This is a genomic window from Tistrella bauzanensis (genome assembly GCF_014636235.1).
GTDB classification, from domain to species: domain Bacteria; phylum Pseudomonadota; class Alphaproteobacteria; order Tistrellales; family Tistrellaceae; genus Tistrella; species Tistrella bauzanensis.
The window spans coordinates 15,635-36,576 of record NZ_BMDZ01000031.1 but is presented as its reverse complement, the minus strand read 5'-3'; the positions used below and the strand labels follow the sequence as shown (position 1 = coordinate 36,576).

Genomic DNA, 20,942 nt, shown 5'->3' with positions numbered 1-20,942 from the left:
AGGGCGATCAGGCCACAGCGATCAGGGAGCATCAGAACCATGCCGGTCAGCGTTTTCCAGGCCAAGCGGATCATCACGCTGAACGGCTATCGGCCGTTCGCCACCCATGTGGCCGTGCGTGACGGCCGCATCCTGGGCATGGGCGACGAGACCATGCTGACCGCATTCGGCCGAGCCAGCCTCGACGACCGCTTCGCCGGCAAGGTGCTGATGCCGGGCTTCGTCGAGGGCCACGCCCACGTGTTTGAAGGCATGGTCTGGGACGACCGCTATGTCGGCTTCTTCGATCGCCGCGGCCCCGATGGGCGGGTCTGGCCGGGCCTGACCAGCATCGATGCGGTGGTCGAGGTGCTGGCGGCGGAGGCGGCGGCACTGACCGATCCGACACGGGCATTATCGGCCTGGGGCTTCGATCCGATCTATTTCGATGGCCGGCGGATGACCCGCTGCGACCTCGACCGGGTGTCGACCACCCGGCCGGTGCTGGTGCTGCATGCCTCGGCCCATATCCTCAACGTCAACAGCGCCGCACTCGATCTGGTGGGTCTGCGCGATGACACCGATCTCGACGGGCTGGCGCGCGACGAAGCCGGCCGGCTGACCGGCGAATTGCTGGGCCCGGAGGCGATGGGCTGGGTGCGCAGCAAGATCGACAGGGTGCCGGTGCTGCGTGCGGCCGACGAACGGGTTCTGCGCCGCTTCGCCGATATCGCCCGCGCCAGCGGCGTTACCACCTGCACCGATCTTCTGAACCAGCTCGGGGCCGAGGCGGTCGAGGTGCTGACGACGGTCACCGGCGCCGATGATTTCCCGATCAGGCTGGCGCCGGCGCTGGCGCAACGCATGCACAGCCTGGACGACGGCGTCGCGCGCTGGAAGGTTCTGGCCGGCGCCAGCACCGACCGGCTGAAATTCGGGCTGGTCAAGCTGGTGGTCGACGGCTCGATCCAGGGTTTCACCGCCCGGCTGCGCTGGCCCGGCTATCACAACGGCGCGCCCAATGGCATGTGGTACATGGCGCCGGCCGATGTGATGCAGGTGGTGGACGCCTATCACGCCGCCGGCGCGCATCTGCAGATCCACACCAATGGCGATCAGGCGAGCGAGCTTGCCATCGACGCGATCGAGGCGGCGCTGATCCGCACGCCGCGCGCCGATCATCGCCACACCCTGCAGCATGCCCAGATGCTGGATGAAGCGCTGCTGCGGCGGATGAAGACGCTGGGCATCTGCTGCAACATCTTCGCCAACCACATCTATTACTGGGGCGACGCCCATGCCGCCCAGACCGTGGGGCCGGTGCGGGCCGAGCGGCTGGACCCCTGCGGCACGGCGCTCAGGCTGGGTGTGCCGTTCTCGATGCATTCCGATGCGCCGATCACGCCGGTGGCGCCGCTGTTCACCGCCTGGTGCGCGGTCAACCGGCTCACCGCCTCCGGCGCCCTGCTCGGCGCCGAGGAACGCATTCCGGTTGAAGCCGCCCTGCGCGCCGTCACGCTGGGGGTTGCCTATACCATGAAGCTCGATCACCTGGTCGGCAGCATCGATGTCGGCAAATACGCCGATTTCGCGGTGCTCGACGATGATCCGCTGGCGGTGGACCCGATGGCGCTGAAGGATGTGGGCGTGCATGCCACCGTCGTCGGCGGCCGCGTCTTTCCGGCACCGGGCTCATGACCGCGCGGCCGCCGATACCGGTCACGGTTCTGGGCGGATTCCTGGGCGCCGGCAAGACCACGCTGCTGAACGCGCTGTTGGCCCGCGGTGACCGGCGCTATGGCATCATGGTCAATGATTTCGGGGCGATCAACATCGACGCGACGCTGATCCGGCGCCGCGACACCCGGATGATCACCCTGACCAATGGCTGCATGTGCTGTGGCCCGGCCGCTGATCAGAACGCCGCCCTGCTGGCCCTTGCCGAGGGCGGCGACGACGGTATTCCTCCGGACCAGATCGTGATCGAAACCAGCGGCGTCGCCGATCCGCGGCGCGTGGCGCAGCTTGCGGCGCTGGAGCCAGGGCTTCTGATCGATGCCGTGGTGGTTCTGGCCGATGCCTCGACCGCCGAAGGACTGCTGGGCGACCGGCTGGTGGGCGACACGCTGATCCGGCAGTTTGCGCGCGCCGATCTGATCCTGCTGACCAAGACCGATCTGGTGAACCCGGCCGGGCTTGCCCGGGCCCAGGCCGCCATCGCCCGGGCGGCACCGGGCGTGGCGATGATCGCAAGCCCCGCCTCGACCGCATCGCCGGATGATGGCGGCTTCAGCGCGGCCCTGGTCGCCAGCGGCCGCCTCGCCCCGCCTGCGGGCACGGCGGCGGCGCGGCACCTGCCCGACGACGATATCGACCATCAGGCCGACGCTCACTTCAGCAGTTGGAGCTGGGCCAGTCGCGGCCCGGTCGACCGGGGGCGCCTGCTGGCGACGCTGACCGCCCTGCCGCCGGGCGTGCTGCGGGTGAAGGGCGTTCTGCCGGTGGCCGGCGCCGATGGCCGGCCGGCCGCCACCGTCGTGCAGATGGTCGGCCGCCGCTGGCGCCTGACGCCACTGGTCCCCGCCGTTTGCGACACCGCCCCCGCCCTCGGCGACACCGCCCGTGGCATCGGCCATGATGGCCAGGGGGCGCTGGTGCTGATCGCCGCCACCGGCGCCCTGCCCGCCGCCCCCGACCTTCAGACGATGTTCGACGCGATCCGGCTGTAATCGATTGCGTGCGATCATTTTTCGCGTCATGATTTTTCGCACAGTAAAACGAACGTTCGAATTGTCTTGTCGGACCGGGCATAAGCGGGTCACGATGGCGCGGCCGGCTTCAGGTGGCGCAGACCACCGGCGCCGGGCTGTCGCTGATGCCCCAGAAACCACCGGAGGTTCGCCCGATGCCCGCCGATCCCAAGCAGCCCGCGTTCAGAACCCTCGACTATGCCGTCGCGGACGGTATCGCCACCGCCACATTCAACCGCCCAGAGAAGATGAACACCTTCAACGGCGCGATGATGGATGATCTGCTGCGGCTGTTCGACGTGACCGATGCCGATGACGATGTCCGTGCCGTGATCGTCACCGGGTCCGGCCGCGCCTTCTGCGCCGGGGCCGATCTGGAAAGCGGCGGCGACACTTTCGATTTCGACAAGCGGGTCGGCATCCGCGATCAGGTCGCCGGCGTGCACCGCGATGGCGGCGGCCAGGTGACGCTGAGGATCTTCGACAGCCTGAAGCCGGTGATTTCGGCCGTGAACGGCGCCGCGGTCGGGGTTGGCGCCACCATGCAGCTCGCCATGGACATCCGCATGGCATCAAACAATGCCCGCTTCGGCTTCGTCTTCGCGCGTCGCGGCATCACCCCCGAAGCGGCATCCTCGTGGTTCCTGCCCCGGCTGGTGGGCATGCAGACCGCGCTGGAATGGGTGTATACCGGCCGGGTGTTCAATGCCGACGAGGCCCTGGCGCGCGGCCTGGTGCGATCGGTGCACGCGCCCGATGATCTTCTGCCGGCCGCCCGCGCGCTGGCGCGTGAAATCGCCGACAATGCGGCGCCGGTCTCGGTGGCCATGGCCCGCCAGATGCTGTGGCGCCTGCAGGCCGAAGACCATCCAATGGCCGCCCACCGCATCGACAGCCGCGCGATCGTCTCCCGCGGCCGCAGCAGCGATGTCGAGGAAGGCATCAAGGCCTTCCTGGAAAAGCGCCCGGCGCAGTTCGCGAACACGGTCTCCGCCGACATGCCCGATGTCTATCCCTGGTGGCCCGAGCCCAAATTCCTCTGATCGTTGATCCCGCGCCCCTCCCCCCCGCACACCCGCCGCCGCACCCCATTCCCCACACAGAGCGATACCCGCATGGCCGCGACCGATCTTCTGTTCCGCCCCTTCGATCTGGGGCCCCTGCACATGCCGAACCGCATCGTCATGGCGCCGATGACCCGGTCGTTCTCGCCGGGCGGCGTGCCGACCGCCCAGGTCGCCGCCTATTATCGCCGGCGTGCCGAGGGCGGTGTCGGCCTGATCGTGTCGGAAGGCACCGGCATCAATCGCCCCGCCTCGCTGAACGATCCCAACGTGCCCCGCTTCTGGGGCACCGAGGAACTGGCCGCCTGGAAGCATGTGATCGACGAGGTGCATGCGGCGGGCGGGTTGATGGCGCCGCAGCTCTGGCATGTCGGCTCGGCGCGCAACACCCAGACCGACTGGAAGGCGCCGGGGCCGGTCGACAGCCCGTCGGGCCTGTCGTCGCCGGGAAAGCAGTTTGCTGAACCGATGACCGATGCCGCCGTGGCCGACACCATCGCCGCCTTCGGTCAGGCGGCGGCCGATGCCAAGCTGCTGGGCTTCGATGCCGTGGAGTTGCATGGCGCCCATGGCTATCTGATCGATCAGTTCTTCTGGGCCGGCACCAACCAGCGCACCGACCGCTGGGGCGGCAGCACGCTGCCCGAACGGACCCGGTTCGCGGTGGAGATCCTGAAAGCGGTGCGGGCGGCGGTGGGCCCCGGCTATCCGGTCATCATCCGGCTGTCGCAGTGGAAGCAACAGGATTTCAAGGCGCGTCTGGCGGAAACCCCGGCCGAGATGGCCGCCTGGCTGGAGCCGATGGCCGCGGCGGGCGCAGACATCTTCCATTGCTCGCAGCGCCGGTTCTGGGAGCCCGAATTCGACGGTTCCGATCTCAACTTCGCGGGCTGGGCCGGCAAGCTCACCGGCCGGCCGACCATCACTGTCGGCTCGGTGGGGCTGTCGGGTGAATTCGTCGCTGCCTTCCGTGGCGAGGGGTCGGAGCCCGCATCACTCGACGGGCTGATCGAACGGATGGCCCGCGACGAGTTCGATCTGGTCGCGGTCGGTCGTGCGCTGCTCCAGGATCCCGATTGGGTTGAAAAGATCCGCACCGGACGCAATGAAGACTTAATGAATTTTGGTCGGGAGGCGTTGGCGACCTTGTACTGACGTTATCACGATGCCGGCGCACATCCGTCGGCATCGTGCCTCTTTTTGGCAATATCATCGGATCGTGCTGGCGATTTTCGCCGAAACAGTGCTTCCTTGGGGTTCGGGAATGATCCCGACGCGGAGGCCAATGATGCGGCGGACGGCACCCTTAGCACTCAGTAGTCTGCTCCTTATCGCGCTTGCGGCGTGCGGAACGGAACGCTACGACACCTCGAACGTCGCACCCAGGGCCGGGCCGTGGTCGGCATCGTATAGCTGTGCCGATGGCGGTACGCTGAAGGTGCGTTTCGAATCAGACCATGTCGTTATCCGCACCGGTGATGGCGAACAGTTGATCTTGCCATTGCAGACCAGCGACTCCGTAAGGTTGTATGCAACCAACCGCCACAGCCTGCAACAGAGCGGCGATCAGGCGATCTGGGCTGTCGGCAGCGGCAGACCGGTGGCCTGCAAGGCCTGATCTGCCGACGACCACCGCTTTGAACCCATCGGGAGAGACAGATGAGACCCAGGCATCACCTGGGCCCGATTCTGGCCGGCTTGGTTGTCGTTGCCGCTATCCTCGGTGGCTGCGCGGAACGCCCGATCTCGGCCACCGATGCCGCCACATCGCCACCACAGGTCTTCACTGCCCGCTATGTCTGCGATGACGGCAGCATACTCGACGTGCGCTTTCAGGGCGACGCGGCCACCGTGACCATGTCGACCGGCGGAACCGTGGTGCTGCCGCAACGCGTCTCCGGCTCGGGCTTTCGCTATGCCGATGCAGGCCACAGCCTGCGCGGCAAGGGCCGCGCGGCCAGCTGGACCGTCGGCGGGGCCACCGCCACGACCTGTCAGGACCAGGAACCGGACTGACGGCAGCGGCGCCGGTTGCAGATCGCCGCGCGTATCGGCACAGTGTCGCCGGGGTGGAGGTTGCAACAGACGGAACGCGAAAGGTCAGTACCCATGTTCAGTGGAGCGGATATCGCCGCGGCACGGGCCGCCGGTCTGCGGATCGGCGCCCAAGTGGTCGTGGACCCGGTGGCACGCATCGACCGCTCAGCCGCCATCTTCGGCAAGGTCACGCTCAAGGCCGGCGTGTCGGTATGGATGAACGTGGTGTTCCGCGCCGAGATGTTCGACATCGTCATCGGCGAGAACACCAATATTCAGGACTTCGTCATGGTTCATGTCGGTTCCCATACCGGCACCCATGTCGGCCGCAACTGCTCCATCACCCATCATGTCACCATCCATGGCTGCCAGATCGGCGACAATGTTCTGGTCGGGATCGGTGCCACGGTGATGGATGGCTGCGTGATCGGCGAGAATTCGATCATCGCGCCCCAGTCCTGCCTGAAGGAAGGCACGATCATTCCACCGAATTCCATCGTGGTCGGCACGCCGGCCAAGGTGGTGCGCACCCGCGACAACGGCGCCGCCAACCGGCTGAACGCCTTCCTCTATCGCCGCAACGCCGAAGCCTATGCCGAGGGCGACGATCGCTTGTGGTCACGCGACAGCTTTCATACCGAGATGGATGCCGAAATCGCCCGCATCGCCCGCGAGGCTGCGGGCGCCTGATCCGGCTGCGCCATCATCGACCCCATGCCGAGGGATCTCCGCCATGCATTTTCTGCACACCATGATCCGCGTCCGCGACCTGGATGCCACGCTTGCCTTCTTCTGCACCCATCTGGGCCTGCGTGAACTGCGCCGCAAGGAATCGGAGGCCGGACGCTTCACCCTGGTGTTTCTGGGCGCACCCGACGACATCACCACGGGCGATGAGACCTCGCCCCTGATCGAGCTGACCTATAACTGGGACCGGGAAGACTATGGCAGCGCGCGCAATTTCGGCCATCTCGCCTTCCAGGTCGACGATATCTATGCCACCTGCGCCCGATTGATGGCGGCAGGCATCACCATCAACCGGCCGCCACGTGACGGCTATATGGCCTTTGTCCGCTCCCCCGACCTGATCTCGGTCGAGTTGCTGCAGAAGGGCAAAGCTCTGGCGCCGGCCGAGCCCTGGGCATCGATGCCCAATACCGGCGTCTGGTAACGGATCGGCATCCGGCGGAAGCCGCTGATCACCACGGCACCCCCGGCAACCTGCTGCGCGTGGATTATGCCCTGACGGATCCGGGGCGCGGCCTGCTGGCGCCGATCGATGCGCTGGCAGGCTGGGCGCTCAACCACCGCGCCGCCATCACGCCGCGGCTTGCAGCCGGTCGCGCATCGCCGCCATGTCGCGGGCTGGCGGCAACCCGAACATCCGGCCGTAATCGCGGGTGAAGTGCTGCACGCTTTCATAGCCAACCCGGAACGCAGCCTCGCTGGCATTCACGCCGTCCGCCAGCATGATCCGTCTGGCCTCGATCAGCCGGAGCTGTTTCTGAAACTGCAGCGGCGTCAGAGAGGTGACGGCCCGGAAATGCCGGTGGAACGACGACATGCTCATGCCCGCCGCCGCCGCCAGCCGCTCCACTGGCAGGCGCCGGGCATAATCGGACCGCAGCAGCGCCACCGCGCGTGCCACCCGTTGTGCATGGCCATCGGCCAGGCCAAGCCGCCGGATGGCAGCACCATGGCGCCCGGCCAGAAGCCAGTAGTGGAATTCCCGCACCAACGGCGCCTGCAAAATCGGCACCGATGTCGGACGCTCGATCAGCCGCATCAGCCGCAGCGCCGCATCGGCAACCTCGGCATCGGTCGGTTCGATCCGCACGGCCCCGTGATGATCGGCGGCGGTCTGGGGCGCCATCTCGGGCACCAGGCTGGCGATGACCGCCGCGTCCAGGTCCATCACCAGCGAGACATAGGGCATGCCGGTGCTGGCGCGGGTGATCTGACTGACGGTGGGCACGTCGGCGGTGATCAGCAGCAGATCGCCGGCGCTGAAGGTGAATGACCGGCTGCCGGTCGTGACCTGCTTGGTGCCCTGCAGAACAAGGCAGACCAGCGGTCGCGCGATGGCATAATCCAGCGCGGTGCGCGCCGCAGCCCTGATCGCCGTCAGCCCCGGAACGGGGGTCCGCGCGATGCCCGACCGGTCGGCATGGGCCTCGGCATGGCGGCGCACGGCATCGAGAAGCGCTGCGGTCACGGCACGATCCTTCATGCGACAGGCCCTCTGCATCTGACACGCCGCGATTTTGCAGGATCAGGCAAACAACGTCCAGCTTCCGGCAACGCGACCCCGCCGGCCGGACCGATACTGGGCCCATCACCAAACCATGGAGACGGGTCAATGACCAGGATCGCGATCGTCACCGGCGGCAGCCGGGGGCTGGGCCGGAACACGGCGCTGAACATCGCCCGCAAGGGTGGAGACGTCATCATCACCTATCGCAGCCGCGCCGACGAGGCCGAGGCCGTGGTCGCCGAGATCGAGGCCATGGGCCGCAAGGCGCTGGCCCTCGACCTCGATGTCGGCGACATCACAGGTTTCGCGGCGTTCGCAGACCGGCTGCGGGCAGCACTCGCCGCGACATGGCAACGCAACAGCTTCGACCATCTGGTCAACAATGCCGGCCATGGCGACATGGCCCTGATCGCCGACACCACCGAAGCGCAGTTCGATCACCTGATGAACGTCCACCTCAAGGGCGTGTTCTTTCTGACCCAGGCGCTGCTGCCGATGCTTGCCGATGGTGGCCGGATCGTGAACCTGTCATCCGGCCTGACCCGCATCGCCTATCCCGGTTTTGCCGCCTATGCGGCGATGAAGGGAGCGGTCGAGGTGCTCAGCGTTTATCTGGCCAAGGAGCTGGGCAGCCGCGGCATCGCCGTCAACACCGTGGCGCCGGGCGCGATCGAGACCGATTTCCTCGGTGGCGCGGTCCGCGACATGCCCGACCTGAACAAGGTTTTCGCCGGCATGACCGCTCTGGGCCGCGTCGGCGTGCCCGACGATATCGGCCCGATGATTGCCAGCCTGCTGTCAGCCGACAACCGCTGGATCAACGGCCAGCGGATCGAGGTGTCAGGCGGCCAGACCATCTGACCGCGCCTCTGGTGGAGTGGTATCGTCCACCGATGCCGCTCCACCTCCATCGCGCCGCACAATCATTCTCATAGTTTCTTTTGCGCCGCAGCATGAGATTTCATCTTGCGCATACGCGCGGTTTCAACGACAACAATGGTGACTGATGAATCATTAATCAATTCGGAGCGAGGCATGCACGCCGAGTTCACGGCAAAAGAGCGGGCCTTCCGCGACGAGGTACGGCGGTTCTGTGAAGAGCGACTGCCCGACGACATCCGCGCCAAGGTGCTGGATGGCCGCCACCTGACCCGCGACGACCATATCCGCTGGCAGAAGATCCTGTATGACCGTGGCTGGATCGCCGGCTTCTGGCCCAAGGCGTGGGGCGGCTGCGACTGGTCGCCGGTCGAGGGCTATATATTTCAGGAAGAAACCGCGCGCGCCGGCGCGCCCTGGCTGCTGCCCTTCGGCGTCAATTACGTCGGCCCGGTGATCTTTACCTATGGCAACGAAGACCAGCAGGCCCGGCATCTGCCCGGCATCCTGTCGTCGGACGTGTTCTGGTGCCAGGGCTATTCCGAGCCGGGCGCCGGATCCGATCTGGCCGGCCTGAAGACCCGGGCGGTTCGCGATGGCGATCATTACATCGTCAACGGCTCGAAGATCTGGACCACCATGGCCCATTGGGCCGACATGATGTTCTGTCTGGCCCGCACCGATCCCGATGCCGCCCGGCCGCAGGAGGGCATTTCCTTCCTGCTGCTCGACATGAGGCAGCCGGGCGTGACGGTGCGGCCGATCATCTCGATCGATGGCGCCCATCATCTGAACGAGGTGTTCTTTGATGACGTCCGCGTGCCGGTGACCGAGCGGGTGGGCGCCGAGAACCAGGGCTGGACCTACGCCAAATTCCTGCTGGGGCATGAGCGGATGCTGTCGGCCGAGACCGGTAAGGCCCGCCGCCTGCTGGCCAAGCTGCGCCGCACCGCCGCCCGCCTGCCCCATGCCAACGGCCAGGGTGTGCTGGCCGATGATGCGCGCTTCCGCGACCGCGTGGCCCGGATCGAGATCCGGATCATGGCGCTGGAATGGACCACGCTGCGCATGCTGGACGCGGCCATGGACGGAGCGTCCCCCGGCGCCGAGGCATCGTTGCTGAAGATCCGCGGCACCGAACTGCTTCAGACGATCACCGAATTGTCGACCGATGTGCTTGGCCTGTATGGCGTGCCGTTCGATGTCCGGCTGCTTGAGGCCGAGGCTGAGGGCATCGAGATCGGACCCGACGGCGCCGCCGGCATCCTGGCTGAATACCTTTATCATCGCGCGCCGACCATCTGGGGCGGCAGCAACGAGGTTCAGCGCAACATCCTCTCCAAGCACGCCCTCGGGCTCTGACGGACAAGGGCGGCACTCGCATGAATTTCCGCTATACCGACGAACAATCGATGCTCCGCGACATGGCCCGCCGCTGGGTCGATGAGCGCTACGATCTTCAGCGGCGCAAGGCCGCCGCCGCGACCGGCCTTGATCGCGCGGCATGGGCCGCCATGGCCGAGATGGGCTGGCTGGGTGTCGCGCTACCCGAAATGGCCGGCGGCAGCGCCGGCGGCGCGATCGAGACCATGATCGTGATGGAGGAGATCGGTCGCGGGCTGATGACCGAGCCCTATGTGTCGACCGCCGTGATCGCGGCCGGGCTGATCTTGGACAGTGCCGCCGCCCATGATGACCAGCGGCTTCAGGCGATTGCCGGCGGCGGGCTGATCGCGGCCTTCGCCCACGACGAACCCGGCCTGCGCGACCCGCGGGCGCCGCGCGTCACCCGCGCCATGCCCGGCGACGATGGGATCTGGCGGCTGGACGGCACGAAGACGGTGGTCCGCGCCGGCGCCGAGGCCGATCATCTGATCGTCACCGCCACCGGCCCGGATGGCGAGGCGCTGGTATTCCTGGCCGACGCCACCACACCCGGCATCACCCGCACCGGCTATCCCACACTCGACGGCATGCGCGCAGCCGAGATCGCCTTCGAAGGCGTGACCCTGCCCGCCGGCGCCCTGCTGCTACGCGGCGATGCCGCAACCACAGCCCTCGCCCGCCGGCTGGACGCCGCCATCACCGCCGAACTCGCCGAGGCGCTGGGGGTGATGGAGCGGCTGAAGGACGCGACACTGGAGTATGCCCGCACCCGCCATCAGTTCGGCCAGCCGATCGGCAAGTTCCAGGCTCTGCAACACCGCCTGGCCGACATGCATATCGCCTGCGAGGAAGCACGGTCGATGGTGATCATGGCCAGTGTCGCCCTGATCGGCGCGCCATCGGCGGGGGATGAACCGCAGGCGCGCGGCCATGCGGTGTCGGCCGCGCGGCTGCATGTGGCCGAACTGGCCATGCAGGTGGGACGCGAGGCGATTCAGCTTCATGGCGGCATCGGCATGACCGACGAGTTGATCATCGGCCATGGCTTCAAGCGCATCAAGGTGATCGCGGCCGGCTTCGGCGGCAATGACCTGCATCTCGACCGCTTCATCGCCCTCTCCGACCAGAGCAATGCCGCCGCCTGAGCGGCATCCCGACGACGCCACAACCGACAAGGGCGGCGCTCGAACCGCCCCCATCCGCCACGGAGGAACCCAAGCCTTGACCACCGACACTTCAGCCGGACCCCGCCCCTTCGCCTTCCGCGATTACGAGTGCTTCACCTTCGATCGCCGCGACCGCGTGCTGACCATCTCGATCAACCGCCCGGAGGCGATGAACGCGGTCAATGCCCGGCTGCACGAGGAATTCTCGCGGGTGTTCACCGATGCCGCCCACGACCCGGACAGCGACATCATCGTGCTGACCGGCCATGGCCGCGCCTTCTGCGCCGGCGGCGACATCAACTGGATGCAGGAGCATATCGACGTGCCGGGCGAGTTCGAGCGCACCGGCGTCGAGGCCAAGCGCATCGTGTTCAGCCAGCTTGATCTTGAAAAGCCGCTGATCTGCCGGCTGAACGGCCATGCCACCGGCCTTGGCGCCACCATCGCGCTGATGTGCGACATCATCATCGCGTCGGACAAGGCCAGGATCGGCGATCCGCATGTGTCGGTCGGGCTGGTCGCCGGCGATGGCGGCGCGGTGATCTGGCCGCAGTTGATCGGCTTCGCCCGCGCCAAGGAGTTCCTGCTGACCGGCGATCTGCTGACAGCACCCCGTGCGGCCGAAATCGGCCTGATCAACCGCGCGGTGCCGGCCGACCAGCTCGATGCCGAAGTCTATGCCCTGGCCGACCGGTTGGCCGGCGGCGCCACCAAGGCGATCCGCTGGACCAAGACCGCAACCAACATCGCGCTGAAGCAGCTCGCCCATTCGATGATGGATGCCTGCATCGGCTATGAAAGCATGTCGAACCTGACCGAAGACCATAAGGAAGCCGTGGCCGCCTTCCGCGACAAGCGCAAGCCGGTGTTCACCGGCCGCTGACCGGCCCCGCCATCCGACCGACGCCCCCGCCGGAGTTCCCGCCATGACCGACCCACAGGCCGACACCACCGTATCCGGAGCCGCCCTCGACGCAGCCCTCATGGTCGCGATCGCGGAAACCGGCACGCTTGCGCGCCTGCTGGACCGGCAGGCGGCGCGCTTCGGCGCGAGGCCCATGCTGGTGGCGCCATCGGTGCTGGCGCCGGCCGGTCCCGACGGCCTCGCCACCACCAGCTTCGCAGAGATGGCGGCCCGCTCCGCCGTGCTCGCACGCGGCCTGTATCAAGCCGGAATCCGGCCGGGCGAGGCGCTGGGGGTGCTGGCCACCAACATGGCGATCACCGAGGCGCATCTGGTGCAGTTCGCGGCGGCGCGGCTCGGCGCCGTACTCGTGCCCCTGAACCCGCGTTATGGCGACGAGGATCTGGACCATGCCCTGGCGTTGTCCGATGTGCGGATGGTGATCGCCGAAACCGCGCTGATGCCGCGTCTGGCTGCCGCCCGTGCGCGATGCGGGCGCGGGTTCGTCTGCGTGGATGCCGCGGCCGATGATGGCCTGCAAGCTCTTCTGGCCGCCGGTGCCGCCATCTCTGTCCAGGCCTGGGCCGAGCCGACGCCATCGGATACCGCCGATCTGATCTTCACCTCCGGGACCACCGGCCGGCCCAAGGCGGTGGTGCACACCCAAGGGTCGGCCGTGGCGACCGGCGCCATCTTCGGTACCGCGCTGACCCTTGGCCCCAAGGATATCCACCATCACGCGGTGCCGTTCTTCACCAGCTCGGGCGTGCATTTCAACCCGCTGGCTGCCCTCTGGGCAGGGGCCACCATGATCGTGGAGCCCGCCTTCGATGCCGATGCGATCCTGAACCGGATCGCCGCCCGCCGCAGCACCGTGCTGCTGTCGGTGCCGTCGGGCTATCTGTATATCCTGGATGCGTTGACGCGCCGTGGCGACGACGCGCCCGACCTGTCCAGCATTCGGATCTGGGACTATGGCGGCGCCGCCATGCCGCAAGAAGCGGTGATCGCGCTGGCCAAACGCTTCCCGGATGTCGACCAGCGCCAGAATTACGGCATGACCGAGACCGGCCCCACCGGCACCATGCTGCAACCGGATGAGGTGCTGAGCCATCCGGGGTCGGTCGGCCGGCCGATGCCGCTGTGCCGGGTGCGGATCACCGATGAGGAATGCACGCCACAGCCGGCCGGCCAGCCCGGCGAGATCGAGATAGCCAGCCCCGCCAACATGGCCGGCTATCACGGCGATGCCACGGCGACCGCCGCCACGCTACGCGATGGCTGGGTGCGCACCGGCGACTGGGGGCTGATCGATGGCGATGGCCATCTTCATCATCTGGATCGCCTGAAGGACGTGATCGTCCGGGGCGGGCTTAAAATCGCCGCGCGCCGGGTGGAAGAGGTTCTGCACCGCGTGCCCGGCGTGTTCGAGGCGGCGGTGATCGCCCTGCCCCATCCACGGCTGGGCGAGGATGTCGCCGCCGTGATCGTCCGCGGCCGGACGCATGAGCCTGCGCCCGCCATCGACGAGACCGACCAGCAGTTCATTACCCGGCTGACCGCCGCCGCCCGCGCGGTGCTGGCCGACTATGAAACCCCGCGCCGGATCTTCATCACCGATGCGCTGCCCCGCAATCCGCTGGGCAAGGTGCTGAAGACCGAGCTTCGCCGCCACTACGCCAAGGTGACGGTAACCGACACCCACCCCACCACCAGCCCCGTATCGACAACAGCACGACAGGCATGACACAGACGCGGAAAGACCGACACGCCGGCACCACGGACACCGTGCCCCGGCCGATAACGGCACCGCTACCCATGCCATTGGGAGGAGACGACGATGACCCGTTCGAATGACGGCTACCGGTTCAGCCGCCGCACATTGCTGAAGAGCACCGCCGCCGCAGCAGCGCTGGCGCCGCTCGGCCGCTTGTGGATCCCCGGCGCGCGCGCCGCCGACAACCCGATCACGCTGGGCCTGGTGACGCCGCTGTCGGGCGCGCAGGAGATGCTCGGCAGCTTCGTGCGCCATGGCGCCGAAATCGCGATCGAGAAGATCAATGCCGATGGTGGCGTCAACGGCCGGCCGCTGGCGCTGGAGATGCGCGACAGCAAGGCCAATCCGGCTGCCGCCACAGTGGCCGCGCGCGAATTGCTGGGCCAGGGCGTGAACCTTCAGCTCGGCGCCATCAGCTCGCCAGTGGCGCTGGCCATGGGGCCGCTGATGCAGGCCGCCGGCGGCGTGGTGCTCACCTGCGGCGCCGGCACCGAAAAGCTGAACCATGAAGACTATAACCCCCATGTGTTCCGCATCGGCGACAGCCCCTATTCGCGGCAATACGGCCTGATCCGGATGATCGCCGAGCGCTATCCCAATATCACGAGCTGGGGCGGCATCATCCCGGATCACGAATATGGCCGCACCACCTGGGCGATCTTCGTCGACGCCATGTTGACCGTGTTCCCCCAGGTCACCGGCAAGCAGCCCGAGATTTCGCGGCCGATCCTGATCCCCTATGGTTCCGGCGACTATAAGAACTTCATCGCCGCCGCGATGCGCCAGCCGTTCGAGGGCCTGTACACCTCGGCCTATGGCGGCGATGCCGTCACCCTCTATCAGCAGGCCCGACCCTTCGGCCTGTTCGACAAAACCAAGGTTCTGGTCGATTCGGCCAATGAATTCCTGGTGCCGCTGGCGATGAAGGACCAGTCCCCCGACACCTGGACCGGCACGCATTGGTATTTCAAGGCCAATCAGGGCAATCCGATGTCGGATCACCTCTACAACGCCTATGTCGAGCGGACCGGCAACCACTATCCGATGGGCTGGGCGGCGGAAGCCCATGCCGCGGTCTATGCCTACAAGGCCGCGATCGAGAAGACCGGCGGCGACACCAAGGCGGCGGCGATCATCGCCGCCCTGAAGGGGCTGACCTTCGACACCGCCACTGGCAAGCGGACGCTCCGCGCCGAAGACAATCAGGCGGTGAAGAATGCCGAAGCCATGCGCATCCAGCCCAAGGCCGGCAGCGCCGACGGTTTCGAGGTCACCGACTATATCTCGGTGCCCGGCGACAGCGTGGTCGAGCCGCCGCGCCCGGGCGAGAAGCTGGAGCTGAAGACGCTCTGACCCGCCGACAGGATTGCTCTCAACCTCCCCCTCTTGAGAGCACCTTGGCAGCCGCCGGGCCGGCCTGTGTGATCGCGCCTCCCCGGTGAAGTGCCGCGTTCCGGCGGCTGTCCTTTGTCTTCCGTTCGATCCTGTGGCGGTCCGATCGCTCAAGCCGGGCAGGCGGCCACACCCATGGAGGCGATGATGACCCTCGCCGATCTGGCGCTGATCATGTTCAACGGCATGTCCTGGGCCGCCGCGACCTTTCTGGTCGCCGCCGGGCTGACGCTCATTTTCGGTATCCTGCACATCCTGAACTTCGCCCATGGCGGGTTCTTCATGATCGGCGCCTATATCGCCTTCACGCTGATGCAGTTGCTGGGCGGCGGTGCCGTGCCGCTGTGGCTGTATATGGTGGTGGCACTGGCCTCGGGCATGGCGGTCGCGGCCCTGGGCGTCGCCGCCGATTTCGCCATCTTCCGGCGCCTGCGCGACGTGGAAGACGCCTATGTGCTGATCGCGACCTATGCCCTGCTGCTGGTCTGCGACGGTGCGGTCAAGCTGATCTGGGGCCTGAACTTCATGTCGGTGCCGACCCCCGCCGAGCTTGGCGGCGCCCTGTTCCTGGGCGACATGATCATGCCCGAATTCGCCATCTTCGTGATCGTCTGCGGCATCCTCACCTTCATCGGCCTGGACCTTTTGATGGAACGCACCAGCTTCGGCAAGCTGATCAGGGCCGTTGCCATGGATAGCTGGATGGCGACGCTGCTGGGCATCAATGTCGGCCGGGTGCTGATGGTGACGGTGGTCATCGCCTTCGGCCTGGCCGGTCTGGCGGGCGGGCTGCTCGCCGCCAATCAGAGCCTGTCGCCCAGCCTGGCCGGGGTGTTTCTGCTTCAGGCCTTCGGGGTGATCATCGTCGGCGGCATGGGCAGCATCCGGGGTGCTGCGATCGCGGCGGTGATGCTGGGCATGATCGAGAGCTTCGGCACGGTCTTCGTGCCCGATTATCCGGGCATCTTCTTCTTCATCGCGCTGGCGGCCGTGCTGCTGATCCGGCCGCAGGGCCTGATGGGCAAGGCACAGGTGGCATGATGACACCCGATCGCACTCGAAAAGCCGCCGGTACCGGCGGCGCCACCCTGCTGGCGCTGTGGCCGCTGGCGCTCGGCATGGTGCTGTTCGCGCTGGCGCCCGCCGTGCTGAACCAGGGGCTGGTGTTCCTGGCCGGTCTGGTGCTGGTCAACATCGTCTTCGCGCAGGCCTGGAATCTGCTGTTCGCCTATGCCGGCCTGTTGTCCTTCGGTCAGGCGATGTTCTTCGCGGTCGGCGCCTATACCATGGCGGCTGGGCCGCAACAGCTTGGCGGCGGGCCGTTCCTGGGCTGGCTGCTGATCGCGACCCTTCTGGGGGCCCTGGCCGCCATCATCTTCGGTCTGGTCGCGCTGCGCCGTTCCGGCGGGATCTATTTCGCCGTCCTCACCCTGGCCTTCGCCGAACTCGTGCATGTGATCATCACCAAGACCGACTGGCTGGGCCGCAATGACGGGCTGGTGGGCATCACCCGGCCGGTGATCGATCTGGGTGTGATCACCATCGATCTCACCCGGGGCGATGCCTATTACTATGCGATGATCCTGGGCTGCGGGCTTGCCTCGGCGGCGCTGTGGTGGGCGGGGCACGGCGTGCTGGGCCGCAGCTTCCGCGCCATCCGCCAGGATCCGGTCCGCGCCGCCTTCCTTGGCCTGGATGTCGACCGCCACCGGCTGATTGCCTTCGCGATTTCGGGCGCCGCCAGCGCCTTTGCCGGCGCCATGTTCGCGCCCTGGACCCAGATCGTGACGCCGGAACTTGCCCATTGGAGCCAGTCGACCCGGCCGGTGCTGTATGCGCTGCTGGGCGGCGCCGGCAGCTTCTGGGGCCCCGCCGTCGGCGCCATCCTGTTCGGCGCCGTGGAATATGCCACCCGCACCATGCACGGCATCGCCGATATCACCACCGGCCTGATGCTGCTGGCGGTGGTGCTGGCCATCCCCGGCGGCGTGATGGGGCTGGTGATGAAGCTGCGCGGGCGTGCCGCCGCACGATCGACGGCGACACCGTCGCCTGCCTCCGGCCGCCCACAGGAGCAGACGCCATGACCGCCACCCCCATCCTCTCGGCCCGCGGACTGGTCAAGTTCTATGGCAAGACCCAGGTGCTGCACGACGTGTCGATCGATGTGGCCGAGGGCGAGGCCCATGTCGTGATCGGCCCCAACGGCGCCGGCAAGACCACGCTGTTCAAGGCGGTATCGGGTGAATTTCCGGTCGATGGCGGCGAGATCCGGCTGGGCGCCGATATCGTCACCCGGCTGGCCGGCTGGCAGCGGGTGCGGCGCGGCATCGGCCGGTCGTTCCAGGTCGCCCGGATCTTCGGCGAGATGACCACGATCGAAAACCTGATCGTGGCGGTGGAAGCGCGGGAGCGCCGGGCGCGCGGCGGCTTCGCCCTGACATTGCGGGTCAACCCGCGCAAGTCGACCATGACCGAGGCCCGCCACCTGCTCGACGGGCTGGGGCTGGGCGATCAGGCCGACCGGCCGGCGAAACTGCTGTCGCATGGCGACAAGAAGCGCCTGGAGCTGGCGATGAGCCTGGCGCTGCGCCCGCGCCTGATCATGCTGGACGAACCCACCGCCGGCATGTCGCCAGGCGACCGCAGCAACGCGGCGGCGCTGATCGCCGACACCCAGCGCGCCCATGGCCTGGCCTTCCTGCTGACCGAACACGACATGGGCGTGGTCTTCGGCCTTGCCCAGCGACTGACCGTGCTGCATCACGGCGCCGTCATCGCCAGCGGCGCGCCCGCCGACGTGCGCGACGATCCCACCGTCAAGGAGGTCTATCTGGGCCATGGCTGATCCGCTGCTGCGCATCGACGCACTCCATGCCGGCTATGGCGACGCGGTCGTCCTGCACGGCATCGACCTTACCATCGCCGATGGCGCCGCCGTGGCGCTGCTGGGCCGCAATGGCGCCGGCAAGTCGACGGTGCTGAAGACCATCCTGAATGCCGGCCCGAAACTGGTCTCGGGCCGGATCAGCCTGGATGGCCGCGACCTCCGCACCCTCGGCGCCGATGCCCGCGCCCGCGCCGGGTTGATGCTGGTGCCGGAAGACCGGCGGATCTTTCCACACATCACCGTGGCCGAGAACATCGCCCTTGGCGTCCATGCCGCCCGCCCGGGGGTGAAGCCGATGACCATGGACGAGATCTGGGATCTGTTCCCCGCCCTGGTGCCGTTCGCGGAGCGCGCCGGCTATGCGCTCTCAGGCGGCCAGCAGCAGATGGTGGCGGTGGCGCGCGGCGTGATCGCCCGGCCGCGGCTGCTGTTGCTGGATGAACCGGTCGAGGGGCTGGCACCGGTGATCGTGGACCAGATGGCGGCCGAGATCCGCCGGCTGCATCGCGATCACGGCCTGACCGTGCTGGTCACCGAACAGAACCTGTCCTTTGCCCGCGCCGTCACCGATACCCTGCATCTGATCGACAGCGGTGAACTGGTTCATTCCGGCGACTGGGCCGGCTTCGATGCCGATCCGACGCTGAAGACCCGCTATCTCGCCGTCTGACCGCGCCCCCGCCTCAGGATGTCCGCCCATGTCCGCCATGTCGCCCCCCACCGCAACGCTGATCGACGACCCAAGCGGCTTCCGCCTGCGCTTCACCGCCGATGAAACCGCCCGCCGCCGGGCCAGCGGCGACTGGACCGGCCGCACGCTGGCCGATGATGCCCGCCACCGCGCGGCCACCACGCCCGACGCCATCGCCTGCGTCACCGAGACCGGCGGCCTGAGCTTCGGCCAGATCTGGAACCGGGCGGTGCGACTGGCGCGGCGGATGCGGGCGCATGGGCTCACCCCCGGCGCGGTGGTCAGTTTTCAACTGCCGAACTGGGACGAGGCGGTGGTGTTGAACCTTGCCTGTTCGCTGGCGGGGCTGGTGATCAACCCGATCGTGCCGATCTATCGCGATCGCGAGGTCGGCTTCATCCTGAACGATGCCTGCAGCCGCCTGCTGATCCTGCCTGCCCGCTGGCGCAATTTCGACTATGCCGCCATGGCCGCGGCGCTGAAGCCCGGCCTGCCGTCGCTCGACAGGATCATCACCGTGCGCGGCACGGCGGATGGCTGCGACAGTTGGGACGACTGGACCGGCGGCCCGCCCCGCGACGATGGCGGTGATGACGATCGCGTGGTCACCGACCTGGCGCCCGATCTGGTCGGCGCCGATGCCTCGTCGCTGAAGATGGTGATGTATACCTCCGGCACCACCGGCCGGCCCAAGGGCGTGCTCTATGCGCACGAGACCTCGCGCCGGGCCTTGATGAGTTCGATGCGCGCCTGGAACATCCGCGCGGGCGACGTGCTGCTGATGCCATCGCCGGTCACCCATGTCACCGGCTATTCCTATGGCATGGAACTGCCATTCTATCACGCCACCCGCACCGTGTTCATGGAACGCTGGGATGGCGCGCAGGCGCTGGACCTGATCGCCGATCATGACGTGGCCTTCATGATCGGCGCCACGCCCTTCCTGCAGGAGTTGACCGCCGCCGCCGAGGCGGCCCGCGCCGCCGGGCGCCCGCCCGTCGCCACCAGCCTGAAGATCTTCGCCTGTGGCGGTGCCGCCGTCCCGCCCGAAGTCGTCAGACGCGCCCGCAAGGCGATGCCCGGCCTCGCCGCGTTCAGGGTCTATGGCTCCAGCGAATGCCCGATGATCACCCAGGGCTATCCCGGCACCGACCCGGCATCGGCCGAGGCTGCCGCCACCAGCGATGGCGCGGTCTATGACTGGGAGGTGCGGGTGGTCGACGAGGCCGGACAGCCCGTGCCGACGGGCGCCGAGGGTGAGATCGTGGCGCGCGGCCCGGCCCTGTTCCGCGGCTATACCGACCCGGCCGCCACCGCCGAGGCCTTCGATGCCGATGGCTATTTCCGCACCGGCGACCTTGGCACCGTCGCCGAAGACGGCCGGCTGGTGATCACCGGCCGCAAGAAGGATCTGATCATCCGCGGCGGCGAGAACCTGTCGGCCAAGGAGATCGAGGACGCCTTGCACGAACACCCGCTGGTGCGGGAAGCCGCCGTCGTGGCCATGCCCCATGCCCGGCTCGGCGAGGGTGTCTGCGCCTGGCTGATCCCGACGGACGCCGCCCGCGACGCCACCCATGACGGCCAGATGCTGCCGGATCGCGATATGATCGCCGATTTTGTTGCATCGCGCGGCCTGGCGCGGCAAAAGCTACCGGAACGGATCGAATGGGTCGACGATTTCCCCCGCACGGCGTCGGGCAAGATCCAGAAGCATATCATCCGCAAGCTGGTCACGGAACAGCAGGGCGGACAGGCCGTCATCAAGTGAGG

At 67.5% G+C, this 20,942-nt stretch carries 20 protein-coding genes; 19 read left to right on the top strand and 1 reads right to left on the bottom strand.

Going from position 1 to position 20,942, the window contains the following annotated elements; genetic code table 11:
• Positions 1-39: 39 nt before the first annotated feature.
• From IEW15_RS13585 to IEW15_RS13550, 8 genes are all read left to right on the top strand, one after another.
• Positions 40-1,677 (top strand): amidohydrolase, encoded by a 1,638-nt coding sequence (locus IEW15_RS13585; RefSeq protein WP_188578761.1) that lies wholly within the window; start codon positions 40-42, stop codon positions 1,675-1,677.
• Entirely contained in the window at positions 1,674-2,708 is a 1,035-nt protein-coding gene (locus tag IEW15_RS13580; protein ID WP_188578759.1) for a CobW family GTP-binding protein, read from the top strand. Before IEW15_RS13585 ends, IEW15_RS13580 begins: the two co-directional genes overlap by 4 nt.
• 176 nt (positions 2,709-2,884) lie before the next feature.
• Complete coding sequence (locus tag IEW15_RS13575) at positions 2,885-3,772, top strand: crotonase/enoyl-CoA hydratase family protein (RefSeq protein WP_188578808.1); 888 nt, start codon at positions 2,885-2,887, stop codon at positions 3,770-3,772.
• A 72-nt stretch (positions 3,773-3,844) separates the two neighbouring features.
• Complete coding sequence (locus IEW15_RS13570) at positions 3,845-4,948, top strand: NADH:flavin oxidoreductase (RefSeq protein WP_188578757.1); 1,104 nt, start codon at positions 3,845-3,847, stop codon at positions 4,946-4,948.
• Between the two features lie 10 nt (positions 4,949-4,958).
• Positions 4,959-5,411 carry a hypothetical protein gene (locus IEW15_RS13565; RefSeq protein WP_188578755.1) on the top strand — a complete coding sequence of 151 codons (453 nt, stop codon included), beginning with the start codon at positions 4,959-4,961 and terminating at the stop codon, positions 5,409-5,411.
• 41 nt (positions 5,412-5,452) lie between these two features.
• On the top strand, positions 5,453-5,809 hold the full coding sequence (locus tag IEW15_RS13560; RefSeq protein ID WP_188578753.1) for an MliC family protein: 357 nt from the start codon (positions 5,453-5,455) through the stop codon (positions 5,807-5,809).
• Between the two features lie 93 nt (positions 5,810-5,902).
• Positions 5,903-6,520 (top strand): gamma carbonic anhydrase family protein, encoded by a 618-nt coding sequence (locus IEW15_RS13555; RefSeq protein ID WP_188578751.1) that lies wholly within the window; start codon positions 5,903-5,905, stop codon positions 6,518-6,520.
• Between the two features lie 43 nt (positions 6,521-6,563).
• Complete coding sequence (locus tag IEW15_RS13550; RefSeq protein WP_188578749.1) at positions 6,564-7,001, top strand: VOC family protein; 438 nt, start codon at positions 6,564-6,566, stop codon at positions 6,999-7,001.
• A gap of 147 nt (positions 7,002-7,148) precedes the next feature.
• On the opposite strand, the gene IEW15_RS13545 is transcribed toward IEW15_RS13550, so the two are convergent.
• Entirely contained in the window at positions 7,149-8,060 is a 912-nt protein-coding gene (locus IEW15_RS13545; protein ID WP_188578747.1) for an AraC family transcriptional regulator, read from the bottom strand.
• 129 nt (positions 8,061-8,189) lie between these two features.
• On the opposite strand from IEW15_RS13545, the gene IEW15_RS13540 reads away from it, so the two are divergent.
• From IEW15_RS13540 to IEW15_RS13490, 11 genes are all read left to right on the top strand, one after another.
• The gene (locus tag IEW15_RS13540) at positions 8,190-8,945 is read left to right on the top strand and encodes an SDR family oxidoreductase (RefSeq protein ID WP_188578746.1); all 756 of its coding nucleotides are present in this window, start codon (positions 8,190-8,192) and stop codon (positions 8,943-8,945) included.
• Between the two features lie 174 nt (positions 8,946-9,119).
• Positions 9,120-10,325 (top strand): acyl-CoA dehydrogenase family protein, encoded by a 1,206-nt coding sequence (locus tag IEW15_RS13535; RefSeq protein ID WP_188578744.1) that lies wholly within the window; start codon positions 9,120-9,122, stop codon positions 10,323-10,325.
• Between the two features lie 20 nt (positions 10,326-10,345).
• Positions 10,346-11,494 (top strand): acyl-CoA dehydrogenase family protein, encoded by a 1,149-nt coding sequence (locus IEW15_RS13530; protein ID WP_188578741.1) that lies wholly within the window; start codon positions 10,346-10,348, stop codon positions 11,492-11,494.
• Between the two features lie 76 nt (positions 11,495-11,570).
• Positions 11,571-12,398 (top strand): enoyl-CoA hydratase/isomerase family protein, encoded by an 828-nt coding sequence (locus tag IEW15_RS13525; RefSeq protein WP_229708089.1) that lies wholly within the window; start codon positions 11,571-11,573, stop codon positions 12,396-12,398.
• Between the two features lie 43 nt (positions 12,399-12,441).
• Entirely contained in the window at positions 12,442-14,166 is a 1,725-nt protein-coding gene (locus tag IEW15_RS13520) for a class I adenylate-forming enzyme family protein (protein ID WP_188578739.1), read from the top strand.
• 93 nt (positions 14,167-14,259) lie between these two features.
• Positions 14,260-15,549: an ABC transporter substrate-binding protein gene (locus IEW15_RS13515; protein WP_188578737.1), complete on the top strand. Its 1,290-nt coding sequence runs from the start codon at positions 14,260-14,262 to the stop codon at positions 15,547-15,549.
• A gap of 174 nt (positions 15,550-15,723) precedes the next feature.
• Positions 15,724-16,629 (top strand): branched-chain amino acid ABC transporter permease, encoded by a 906-nt coding sequence (locus IEW15_RS13510; protein ID WP_229708088.1) that lies wholly within the window; start codon positions 15,724-15,726, stop codon positions 16,627-16,629.
• Positions 16,626-17,675, top strand: coding sequence for a branched-chain amino acid ABC transporter permease (locus tag IEW15_RS13505; RefSeq protein WP_229708087.1), 1,050 nt, complete (start codon positions 16,626-16,628; stop codon positions 17,673-17,675). The genes IEW15_RS13510 and IEW15_RS13505 overlap by 4 nt, the downstream gene beginning before the upstream one ends.
• On the top strand, positions 17,672-18,436 hold the full coding sequence (locus IEW15_RS13500) for an ABC transporter ATP-binding protein (protein WP_188578735.1): 765 nt from the start codon (positions 17,672-17,674) through the stop codon (positions 18,434-18,436). Before IEW15_RS13505 ends, IEW15_RS13500 begins: the two co-directional genes overlap by 4 nt.
• Positions 18,429-19,148 (top strand): ABC transporter ATP-binding protein, encoded by a 720-nt coding sequence (locus IEW15_RS13495; RefSeq protein WP_188578733.1) that lies wholly within the window; start codon positions 18,429-18,431, stop codon positions 19,146-19,148. The genes IEW15_RS13500 and IEW15_RS13495 overlap by 8 nt, the downstream gene beginning before the upstream one ends.
• A 28-nt stretch (positions 19,149-19,176) precedes the next feature.
• Positions 19,177-20,940, top strand: coding sequence for an AMP-binding protein (locus tag IEW15_RS13490; protein ID WP_229708086.1), 1,764 nt, complete (start codon positions 19,177-19,179; stop codon positions 20,938-20,940).
• Positions 20,941-20,942 lie beyond the last annotated feature (2 nt).

Bases quoted from the DNA above. Each gene is read 5' to 3' on its own strand.
- IEW15_RS13585 (WP_188578761.1), top strand. From the start codon at position 40: ATGCCGGTCAGCGTTTTCCAGGCCAAGCGGATCATCACGCTGAACGGC.
- IEW15_RS13580 (WP_188578759.1), top strand. From the start codon at position 1,674: ATGACCGCGCGGCCGCCGATACCGGTCACGGTTCTGGGCGGATTCCTG.
- IEW15_RS13575 (WP_188578808.1), top strand. From the start codon at position 2,885: ATGCCCGCCGATCCCAAGCAGCCCGCGTTCAGAACCCTCGACTATGCC.
- IEW15_RS13570 (WP_188578757.1), top strand. From the start codon at position 3,845: ATGGCCGCGACCGATCTTCTGTTCCGCCCCTTCGATCTGGGGCCCCTG.
- IEW15_RS13565 (WP_188578755.1), top strand. From the start codon at position 4,959: ATGCCGGCGCACATCCGTCGGCATCGTGCCTCTTTTTGGCAATATCAT.
- IEW15_RS13560 (WP_188578753.1), top strand. From the start codon at position 5,453: ATGAGACCCAGGCATCACCTGGGCCCGATTCTGGCCGGCTTGGTTGTC.
- IEW15_RS13555 (WP_188578751.1), top strand. From the start codon at position 5,903: ATGTTCAGTGGAGCGGATATCGCCGCGGCACGGGCCGCCGGTCTGCGG.
- IEW15_RS13550 (WP_188578749.1), top strand. From the start codon at position 6,564: ATGCATTTTCTGCACACCATGATCCGCGTCCGCGACCTGGATGCCACG.
- IEW15_RS13545 (WP_188578747.1), bottom strand. From the start codon at position 8,060: ATGAAGGATCGTGCCGTGACCGCAGCGCTTCTCGATGCCGTGCGCCGC.
- IEW15_RS13540 (WP_188578746.1), top strand. From the start codon at position 8,190: ATGACCAGGATCGCGATCGTCACCGGCGGCAGCCGGGGGCTGGGCCGG.
- IEW15_RS13535 (WP_188578744.1), top strand. From the start codon at position 9,120: ATGCACGCCGAGTTCACGGCAAAAGAGCGGGCCTTCCGCGACGAGGTA.
- IEW15_RS13530 (WP_188578741.1), top strand. From the start codon at position 10,346: ATGAATTTCCGCTATACCGACGAACAATCGATGCTCCGCGACATGGCC.
- IEW15_RS13520 (WP_188578739.1), top strand. From the start codon at position 12,442: ATGACCGACCCACAGGCCGACACCACCGTATCCGGAGCCGCCCTCGAC.
- IEW15_RS13515 (WP_188578737.1), top strand. From the start codon at position 14,260: ATGACCCGTTCGAATGACGGCTACCGGTTCAGCCGCCGCACATTGCTG.
- IEW15_RS13510 (WP_229708088.1), top strand. From the start codon at position 15,724: ATGGAGGCGATGATGACCCTCGCCGATCTGGCGCTGATCATGTTCAAC.
- IEW15_RS13505 (WP_229708087.1), top strand. From the start codon at position 16,626: ATGATGACACCCGATCGCACTCGAAAAGCCGCCGGTACCGGCGGCGCC.
- IEW15_RS13500 (WP_188578735.1), top strand. From the start codon at position 17,672: ATGACCGCCACCCCCATCCTCTCGGCCCGCGGACTGGTCAAGTTCTAT.
- IEW15_RS13495 (WP_188578733.1), top strand. From the start codon at position 18,429: ATGGCTGATCCGCTGCTGCGCATCGACGCACTCCATGCCGGCTATGGC.
- IEW15_RS13490 (WP_229708086.1), top strand. From the start codon at position 19,177: ATGTCCGCCATGTCGCCCCCCACCGCAACGCTGATCGACGACCCAAGC.